The 3,976-nt window shown below is 50.8% G+C and carries 3 protein-coding genes; 2 read left to right on the top strand and 1 reads right to left on the bottom strand.

Translation table 11 applies throughout. The features are described from left to right. Positions 1-537 carry a UpxY family transcription antiterminator gene (locus B3Z75_RS11600; RefSeq protein WP_286855724.1) on the bottom strand — a complete coding sequence of 179 codons (537 nt, stop codon included), beginning with the start codon at positions 535-537 and terminating at the stop codon, positions 1-3. A gap of 270 nt (positions 538-807) precedes the next feature. Between B3Z75_RS11600 and B3Z75_RS11595 the strand changes: the two genes are divergently transcribed. Then, positions 808-1,602, top strand: a complete 795-nt coding sequence (locus B3Z75_RS11595) for a polysaccharide biosynthesis/export family protein (RefSeq protein WP_238866143.1) — start codon at positions 808-810, stop codon at positions 1,600-1,602. A gap of 35 nt (positions 1,603-1,637) precedes the next feature. Then, positions 1,638-3,976, top strand: a 2,339-nt coding sequence (locus B3Z75_RS11590) for a GumC family protein (protein ID WP_286855715.1), incomplete at its 3' end; no start/stop codon positions are given.

Genomic DNA, 3,976 nt, shown 5'->3' with positions numbered 1-3,976 from the left:
TTACTGTAAAGACTTGTTGTTTTCTACCATGGAAGCGCTCATCTCCACCACGGCGCAGCCAAGCTGGTTGATGCGGATGGCGATGTTCGACCTGCCGTTGACGGTTACCAGCTCGCCCTCGAGGCCGGCAAGGGGGCCCTTGATGACACGCACCGTTTCCCCGGGCTTTAGAGTGTTGGTGTTGAACGATACCGGGCTGTCGGAGCAATCGAGCATAAAACGGAAACGGTCCATCTGCTCTTTGGGTATCTCTGTGGGGGAGTGCTCACCCCTGAGCACTAAGTAACGAAGCACCGAGGGCTGGGTGAGGACAGTGTGCTGCTCTACCATATCAACACGAACGAAGATCATCATGGGAATAAGTAACCGCTCTACCCGCTTTTTGCGGTCGCTCCACTGGCGTACCTCGATCTGTACCGGCAGGAAGTTCTCAATTCCCAGATCCGTAAGCCGGTCGCGCACCCGCTTCTCGTGGTGCATCTTCACATAGACGGCCAGCCATCTTTTGTCTGTTTTCGGGGGGGATTTTGACAGCATGATTTTTTGTAAAGATTTTGTTAGCATGAATGTGCAAAGATACTATTTTTAGATTTGGAATATTGGTTTTGCAATATGAAATATGGGATTGTTATTTTTTAATCTGATAATCGCGTTAGTTGTTTCTCCCTTGGCAGGTGTTGATGATATGGTTGAGGAGTTTTTCTGCAAAAAAACATAAAAACAGCGTTTTCCATTGTTAACGGGATGGTTATTTAAGCTAAAAATGCTACTTTTGCGTGTGAAAAAATTAACTTAACAGATTACATTATGCGAAAGATGTTGCTGCTTTTCCAGGTTATAGTGGCTTTAACCTGGCTCTCCGGTTGTACCGGAGCCAAAAAAGTGGCCTATATACAGGGAGCCGGGGAGGACGATATGACCGGATATATGCAAACCACACCTCTTTACGATGCCCGTATCATGCCGAAAGATCTGCTTACCATAACAGTTTCGGCTACCGATCCCGAAGCGGTGCAGGCGTTTAACCTTACCGTGCCGGGCAGGTCGACAGGATTGACCACTACTTCGCAACCGCAGCTGCAGGCTTATCTTGTGGATAACAGCGGACAGATTAACTTCCCGGTAGTAGGAATGATTACACTGAGCGGGCTGACCAAGCGGGAGGCAGAGATGAAGATTACCAGCCTGCTGGGGAGGTACCTGAAAGAGCCGCCGGTGGTGACGGTAAGCTTTGTAAACTACAAGATCTCGGTGATAGGTGAGGTGGCACGCCCCAACACGTTTACCATTAGCAACGAGAAGGTGAATATTTTTGAGGCGCTGGCAATGGCGGGAGATATGACCATATGGGGGCGCCGCGACAACGTAAAGATAATTCGCGAAGATGCGCAGGGGAACAAGAACGTGATATTGATGGACCTGAACGACAGGGATATAATCTTTTCGCCATACTACTACCTGCAACAGAACGATGTGGTGTACGTAGAGCCTAACAAGACGAAAGCTAAAAACTCGGAGATTGGCAGCGCAACAGGCATATGGCTGTCGGCAACATCTATCCTGATATCGGTTGCAGGATTGCTGATAAACATCTTCAAATAACTATAACCGTTTCTTAATAATCAACTTTAAACAGAATGACCGATTCAAAAAACGTTATACCCGGTGATGCATTTGTTGGTGAGAACAGCGAGGAGACTATCTCCGTTATGGAGATAGTGCTGCGTTTTGTGCGTTACTGGAAATGGTTTGTCGCGGGTATAGCTATAGCGTTAGTGTTTGTTTTTTTGTATTTGAGATATACTACTCCGGTATATAACATCGTCTCAAGCATTATTCTGAAAGAGGCAAAGAACCAGCGGTTTGAACCTTCGATGGGCGTCATGGAGGGGCTGCAGCTGAGCGGGCTGGGGGCAGTGAGCAACCTGGAGAACGAGATATACGTGCTGCAGAGCCGATCAATGATACGAAACGTGATAAACAGGCTTAGCCTGCATACATCATATATAGTGGAGGGGCGGATAAAGAGTTCCGACCTTTATAAGATGAGCCCGGTGGTAGTGAGCATGGAGCAGAGCAGGCTTGATGAACTGAAAAGTAATATTGAGTTTACCATGCAGATGAACGGGGAGGGAACGGTGAAGGTGTCGGGGCTGTTTGAAGGGCTACAGACAGATACCGTTTTCAGTTCGCTGCCGGCATTGCTGAATACCCCGCAGGGGGATATCAGCTTCACCCGCAGGCCCGGGGTGGAGGCAGGTGACAAGCCCGTGAACGTGGTTATTCAGCATCCCGAAGCGGTGATAAGGGAATACAGGGGAAACCTGTCGGTGCAACAGGCGTCGAGACAGGCATCGGTGCTCGACCTCTCAATAAAGACTCCCTATACTGAAAAGGGTAAGGATTTTCTTAATATGCTGGTGGAGGTATATAACAACGAGACCATCGAGGATAACAAGATGGAGGCGTTTAACACTCACACATTTATCAACGAGCGCATAGCGATCATCAACGAGGAGCTTACGGAGGCGGAGAGAGATGTGGAGGACTATAAACGGAGCCGGGGGATGACCGACCTGCAGGTGGACCTGCAGCGGAACATGCAGATGGGAAGTCGATATGAGCAGGAGCTGGTGCAGGTGGAGACGCAGCTGAACGTGGTGAACTCGCTGAACGAGTATATAAACAATCCCGCGAACCTAAACAAGACCATTCCCACGAACGTGGGGGTGGAGGATCCCACGCTGGCCGCTACTGCCAGCGAATATAACCGACTGGTGTTGGAGAGGGAGCGGCTCTCGCAGAGCATGACGGAGGATAACCCTGCCATGAGGAAGCTGGACGAGCAGATCTCGGGGTTGAGACAGAATATCAACTCCTCCATAAGCAGTGTGCAGAGGGGGCTGAGTATACAGCGGCGCGATGCCCACAACCAGGCGAATATCTACGGGGGACGTATTGGGAGCGTGCCGACCCAGGAGCGTGAGTTCATGGAGCTGTCGCGAGAACAGCAGATAAAGGCGAGCCTCTTCCTTATGCTGCTGCAGAAAAGGGAAGAGAACGCACTGGCGCTGGCAGCCACGGCAAACAGGGCTAAGGTGCTCGATGAGGCGATCTCGGCCGGACAGGTGGCCCCAAGGCCAATGATTGTGTTGCTGGCGGCGCTGCTGCTGGGCTTGCTGATACCGGCGGGGATTATCTATCTGATGGATATACTGCAGTATAAGATTCGTACCCGCGCCGATGTTGACAGGATATCGAAGGTGCCGGTGCTGGGCGAGATACCGAAACATGAGGAGAATGAAAATATAGCGGTGCTGGAGAATGAGACGCGACCCATCGACGAGGCGTTCCGCATGTCGCGCACAAACCTGTTGCTGACGTTGGGTTCGGACAATAAGGTGGTGGTGTTTACCTCTACCGTGGCGGGCGAAGGAAAAACGTTTGTTGCGCTCAACATGTCTATCAGCACGGCCCTGCTTGACAAGAGGGTGCTGCTGATAGGTATGGACCTGCGTATCCCGCGGCTGAAGGAGTATATGAACTTGGAGACAAACAACGGGCTTACAAGCTACCTTTCGGGCTTTGAGAAAGATATAGACAGCTTGGTTGTGCCGTCGGGAGTGCATCCGAATCTATATGTACTTCCTTCGGGGCCGATACCGCCCAACCCGGCGGAGCTGCTCTCGCGCCCCACGCTTGACAGGGCGATAGAGAAGCTGAGAGAGGAGTTCGACTATATTTTTATCGACTCGGCTCCCTCGAGCCAGGTGACCGATACGCTGATAATTAGCCGTGTTTCTGATGCAACGGTATATGTGTGCCGTGCGGACTACTCAAGCAAGGGGAACCTCCGTTTCGCAAATAGCCTGATGGAGACAAAGAAGCTGAAGAACATGTTGCTGGTGATAAACGATGTAACCGAATTTCACAGGGGTTACGGCTATGGATACGGCTATGGCTATGGCTATGGCTA

Source organism: Proteiniphilum sp. UBA1028, from assembly GCF_002316955.1.
In the GTDB taxonomy this organism is placed as follows: domain Bacteria; phylum Bacteroidota; class Bacteroidia; order Bacteroidales; family Dysgonomonadaceae; genus Proteiniphilum.
Note: the sequence above shows the minus strand (reverse complement) of the source record. Positions and strands in the feature narration are given on the sequence as shown.